Genomic DNA, 1,026 nt, shown 5'->3' on the forward strand with positions numbered 1-1,026 from the left:
TCATAGAGGCGGCGTCGATTAATGCCGGCCGGTGCCTCGTCGATCAGCGCCACCATCGCATCCGCGACACCATGCTCCAGCGCCTGGAACCCGTTCGTATCAGGCGCGACAATATCGAGATCAAGCGACGGCGCCTCGCGGGCGAGGCGGGCGAGCAAATGCGGCGCCAGCACGGCGGCTTGGAGATCGGGCATAAGAAGCCGGATTCGACCCGTCGCCGTCGCGGGGTCGAACGAACTCGCCTCCAGCATTTCGCCAACGCCCGCCAATATGCCGCGCAGCACGGGGCGCACCTCTTGGGCACGCGAACTGAGGATGTAGCCGCCCGGCCCATCAACCAGCAGCGCGTCCGAAAACAGCGTGCGCAATCGCCCGAGCGCTCGGCTCGCGGCCGGCTGGCTCATGCCGAGCCGGTGGGCGGTCCTTGTGACGTTCTTCTCATCCAGCAGCGCCTCGAGCACTACCAAAAGGTTGAGGTCGAGGCGGCGTAAATCCACTTCGCGCATGCTGACCATATACACCATGCATTGGACGCATGGAATGCCACCGCCTATCGTTCCTCCGTCAAACGATCTGAAGGAGTGGCAATCATGTATGTCGTGCTTGGAGCAAACGGACGGGCCGGCGGCGAGATAGCGCGCGCCCTCATTGAACGCGGCGAGGCCGTGCGTGTCGTCCTGCGTCGCAAGGAGCAGGCTGAAAAATGGACAGCCCTCGGCGCGGAAGTCGCCGTCGCGAGCATCGAGGATGCCGACGCGATTGCCGATGCGCTGAAGGGCGCGCAAGGAGCGTTCCTGCTCAATCCGCCGCCGGTGAGCGGCGATCCCTATCAGCGCACGGAAGACTTCGGCGCAGTACTTGCCAGTGCGGCACGGCGGGCGCGTCTGCCCAAGGCCGTTGTTCTGTCGTCCATCGGGGCGCAGCATCCAGCTGGCACCGGCGTCATCGCCACCCTCAACCGGTTTGAGGCGCTGCTTGACTGCGTGGCGCCATCGACTGCCTTCCTGCGGTCAGGCTATTTCGTCG

General features: G+C 64.9%; 2 protein-coding genes. One reads left to right on the forward strand and one right to left on the reverse strand.

The window, feature by feature from the left end; genetic code table 11:
- Positions 1 to 506, reverse strand: a 506-nt coding sequence (locus AC1DUU_RS32805; protein WP_476787450.1) for a LysR family transcriptional regulator, incomplete at its 3' end; no start/stop codon positions are given.
- A gap of 84 nt (positions 507 to 590) precedes the next feature.
- Between AC1DUU_RS32805 and AC1DUU_RS32810 the strand changes: the two genes are divergently transcribed.
- Positions 591 to 1,026, forward strand: a 436-nt coding sequence (locus tag AC1DUU_RS32810; RefSeq protein ID WP_476787449.1) for an NmrA family NAD(P)-binding protein, incomplete at its 3' end; no start/stop codon positions are given.

Source organism: Aminobacter sp. P4_H6_2, from assembly GCF_056400805.1.